General features: G+C 59.1%; 3 protein-coding genes. 2 read left to right on the forward strand and 1 reads right to left on the reverse strand.

The features are described from left to right. Positions 1-325: 325 nt before the first annotated feature. The gene (locus IBX51_RS14435) at positions 326-3,559 is read left to right on the forward strand and encodes a carboxyl transferase domain-containing protein (RefSeq protein WP_291832004.1); all 3,234 of its coding nucleotides are present in this window, start codon (positions 326-328) and stop codon (positions 3,557-3,559) included. Between the two features lie 78 nt (positions 3,560-3,637). After that, positions 3,638-3,760: a hypothetical protein gene (locus tag IBX51_RS14440; protein WP_291832005.1), complete on the forward strand. Its 123-nt coding sequence runs from the start codon at positions 3,638-3,640 to the stop codon at positions 3,758-3,760. 16 nt (positions 3,761-3,776) lie between these two features. Here IBX51_RS14440 and IBX51_RS14445 read toward each other — a convergent pair whose 3' ends face one another. Next, positions 3,777-4,439 (reverse strand): NAD(P)H-binding protein, encoded by a 663-nt coding sequence (locus IBX51_RS14445; protein WP_291832006.1) that lies wholly within the window; start codon positions 4,437-4,439, stop codon positions 3,777-3,779. Between the last annotated feature and the right edge of the window lie 2 nt (positions 4,440-4,441).

A 4,441-nucleotide genomic window follows, 5' to 3' on the forward strand; every position in this document is an offset into this window, starting at 1 on the left:
GCCGAAGCGGAAGATATCGAGGCGGCGTTGACAGAGCTGGACCGGGAACAGGAAGACGACACCCTGGATTCGAAACTGAAAGCCGCCGGCATCAGCAATGGACAGAGCAGTGGCGAACAGGTTCTCGCCAGGATTCGTTCGCGGAGCTCTGCAAACTCCAACGAATGATCTTGCCTCGCCCGAGACAAGAACCCTATGGGCAGGAGTTCATCACTCCTGCTTATAGCTAACCTTCAATAAAATTCATTTGCCTCATCATTACCCGCTTCCTAGGATGGAGACATCCAAAAACCAGAACAAGAACCTGTCTCCGGGATGAAGCGCCATGATGTTCAGATCTGTCCTAATCGCCAACCGCGGTGAAATCGCCATTCGCATTGCCCGCGCCTGCAGCGAGCTGAACATACGAACCGTCAGCGTGTTTGCTGAGGACGATTCAAACAGCCTGCATACCCGCCAGTCAGACGAATCCGTGCCCCTGAAAGGCCGTGGCGTGAAAGCCTATCTGGACATGGCACAACTGATTACCGTGGCCAAGGCCCACGAGTGCGATGCCATTCACCCCGGTTACGGATTTCTGGCGGAGAACGCCGAGTTCGCTCGTCAGTGTAAGCAGGCAGGGTTGGTGTTCATCGGGCCGGCGCCGGATGTGCTGGAATTATTCGGCAATAAATCCTCTGCCAGGGCCCTGGCAGAGCGCTGTCAGGTGCCCTTGGTCAACGGTATCAACAGCCCGGTTAGCCAGGAGGCGGCAGAAGCCTTTCTGGCCCAGCATGGCGCCCTGATGCTCAAGGCGGTCGCCGGTGGCGGCGGGCGCGGCATTCGCGCAGTCACCAGCAAGGACGAGCTGGAACAAGCCTTCAGCCGCTGCCGATCTGAAGCACAAGCCGCCTTTGGCAATGGTGATCTGTATGTCGAACAACTGATTGGCTGCGCCCGCCATATTGAAATTCAGATTCTGGGAGATGGCACCGGTGCGGTCTCCCACCTGTGGGAACGGGACTGCAGCATCCAGCGGCGCAACCAGAAACTCATCGAAGTAGCCCCAAGCCCGGGCCTTGATTCCGCGCTCCGGGACGAGATGATCAACTGCGCCCTGGTCATGGCAAAAGCGGTCAACTACCAGGGGCTGGGCACCTTCGAATTTCTGGTAGACGAAGATCAGCCCGGTCGGTTCTACTTCATGGAAGCCAACCCGAGGGTTCAGGTAGAGCATACCGTCACCGAGGAAGTCACCGGTATTGACCTGGTCCAGACCCAGTTAAAGCTTCTATCTGGCCAAACCTTATCTGAACTGGCCCTGGACACCCCGCCGGCCGTGCGCGGCGTGGCCATTCAGGCCCGGATCAACGCCGAAACCCTTCGTTCCGATGGCACCACCATGCCCGCAGCCGGCACGCTCACGGTCTATGAACCGCCAACAGGGCCCGGCCTGCGGGTGGATGGTTCAGGTTATACCGGCTACGCCATCAATCCCGCCTATGACTCCCTGCTCGCGAAGCTGATCGCCCATGGCCCGGATTACCCATCGGCTCTTCGACGGCTTTATCGTGCGCTGTGTGAATTCCGACTGGACGGCGTAGTCAACAATATCGGCCTGCTGCAAAACCTGCTGCACCACCCGGCCGTGGAAGCCTGGCAAGTCAACACTCGATTCGTGGAAAACCAGCTTTCAGAGCTGGCCCCCTCAGTCTCCGAAAGCAAGCACCCGAAGCGTCACTTTGACACAACCGAAGCGAGGCAAGACACGAAACTGAACACACCATTGCTACCCGACGGCGCCGTCAGCATCGCAGCGCCCAGTGCCGGCACGCTCGTGAGTGTTGAGGTCCGGGAAGGCGATGCCATTGCGGCGGGCCAGACCGTTGCGGTGCTTGAGGCTATGAAGATGGAATTCATCGTGCAAGCCAGTCAGTCAGGCATCGTTCAAACGGTTCTCGCCGAATCAGGCTCAACGGTAACTGAGGGTGAAGCTTTGCTGATCCTGGAACCCTCAGCGGTCAGCGCCGACGCCATTCAAACCGAGCAGACCATCGATCTCGATCACATCCGGGCTGATCTGGCGGAGGTCTTCGAGCGCCACGATGCGTTAACCGATGAGCATCGCCCCGACGCGGTCGCAAAGCGCCGCCGGACCAGCCAGCGAACCGCCCGGGAGAACGTCGAGGATCTGCTCGACCCAGACAGCTACAACGAATACGGGGCACTGGCGCTGGCCGCCCAACGGCGCCGCCGGTCGGTGGACACATTGATTGAATTAAGTCCCGCAGACGGGCTGATCACCGCCATCGGCACCGTCAACGCCGAGCGCTTCGGCGCCGCAGCCTCCGGTTGCGCCACCATGGCTTACGATTACACCGTGTTTGCCGGCACCCAGGGACTGGCAAACCACCGGAAAACGGACCGGCTACTTGCCCTGGCAGAACAGTGGCGAATTCCGCTGGTGCTGTTTGCCGAGGGTGGCGGCGGCCGCCCATCCGATACCGACACTAACGGTGTTTCTTACCTCGACTGCCAAAGCTTCATCAGCATGGCTCGGCTCTCGGGCAAGGTGCCAACGGTTGGCATCGTTTCCGGTCGTTGCTTTGCCGGCAACGCGGCCCTGCTGGGGTGTTGCGACACGATTATCGCCACAAGAAATGCCAACCTGGGCATGGCAGGCCCGGCGATGATCGAAGGCGGCGGACTGGGCCGGTATGCCCCCGACGAGATCGGGCCGGTTTCCGTGATGGGGCCCAATGGCGTGATCGATGTGGTGGTCGAAGACGAGGCCGAAGCTGTCGCCGTCGCCAAACAGTATCTGTCGTATTTTCAGGGTTCCCTCGCGGAATGGACCTGCACAGATCAGCGCAGGCTTCGCCATCTGATTCCCGAAAACCGCATGCGCGTTTACGACATCCGGGAGGTCATCCAAGCGCTCGCTGATAGCGACAGCGTTCTGGAGCTCCGCCGCCAATTCGCGCCTGGGTTAATTACCGCGTTCATTTGCATCGAGGGCCGCCCCATGGGCCTGATCGCCAACAACCCTATGCACCTGGGAGGCGCCGTCGATGCTGCAGCGGGCGATAAGGCGAGCCGGTTCATGGAACTCTGTAACGCTCATAACCTGCCTATTCTGTCGTTGTGTGATACCCCCGGGTTTATGGTTGGGCCAGAGGCGGAAACACAGGCCACCGTGCGTCGCGTCTCTAACATGTTCCTGGCCGCAGCCAAACTATCGGTGCCCTTCTACACCGTGGTTCTGCGCAAGGCTTACGGACTCGGCGCACAAGCCATGGCCGCCGGCAGCCTGCTGACGCCGTTTTTTACGGCAGCGTGGCCGAGCGGAGAGTTCGGCCCGATGGGGCTGGAAGGGGCGGTACGCCTGGGATTTGCCAAGGAGCTGGCAGCCCAACCCGATGACGCAGCTCGCGAGAAGATGTTCGACTACCTGGTCGCCAAGGCTTATGAACAGGGCAAAGCCATCAACGTCGCCAGTTATCTGGAAATTGATGCGGTCATAGATCCCAAGGAAACCAGAACCTGGCTGGTCCGAGGAATCTCAGCAGCAGGGCGTTGATAGCAGGCGCAATAAGCCCAGAAGCATGAGCTTAAGTTATGGCAGGATAAAACAACCATCACAAAAAGAGGCCAGACCATGATTGGTTTTCCCATCGCCCTGATCTTTACCAATGGCTTCGAGTGGTACGCCCACAAGTACATCCAGCATGGCACGCCCAGGCCTGTCGCAGACTCTTACCGAAAAGCTTCGAAAGACTGAACCAAGGGCAGCTTGCCTAACCCTGTTTGGCCAACCTCCGGATATCATCGTACTCCCGAACGTTAATCACGGGCCGGGAGTCTTTGGCCTCTGCGGATTCAATCAACTCATTCACCATCGCCGCCGCAACCACCTCCGCCTCAATGGCCCGATACTTTTGCAGTGGTCCAATCAAGGCACGATTGGCCAGCGGCATAACCGCCATGCCTATGGCCTCACCGGTGCGATGTTCCTTTCTGTCCCCCAGCAACAGGCTTGGGTGATAAATGGAAAGATAATCGAACCCAAGGCCTCGCACCGCATCCTCCAACTCGCCTTTCACCCGACTGTAGAAAACCGTGGACTGAGCCGAGGCCCCGATAGCAGACATCAGGATCAATCGGTTAACGCCCGCCGCCCTGGCCAACTTGGCCGCCCTGTGTGCGTATTCGTAGTCCACCTTACGGAATGCCTCTTGCGAGCCCGCTTTCTTGATCGTAGTGCCCAGGCAACAGACCAGGGCATCAACCTTGAAGATCTCCGAGTGCGATTCCAGCGCGTCAAAGTCAACCAGATGCTCCGCCAGCTTAGGGCTCTTCAGGCCCAGTGAGCGGCGCACCGGCACCACCACGGATGAGACACCGGTGTGCTTTAGCAACTTTTCAACCACCATGCGACCGGTCAGGCCTGTGGCTCCCAATA

The organism is Marinobacter sp., from assembly GCF_014859525.1.
Classification (GTDB): domain Bacteria; phylum Pseudomonadota; class Gammaproteobacteria; order Pseudomonadales; family Oleiphilaceae; genus Marinobacter.

Coding starts and splice junctions, on each gene's coding strand:
- IBX51_RS14435 (WP_291832004.1), top strand. CDS start 326: ATGATGTTCAGATCTGTCCTAATCGCCAACCGCGGTGAAATCGCCATT.
- IBX51_RS14440 (WP_291832005.1), top strand. CDS start 3,638: ATGATTGGTTTTCCCATCGCCCTGATCTTTACCAATGGCTTCGAGTGG.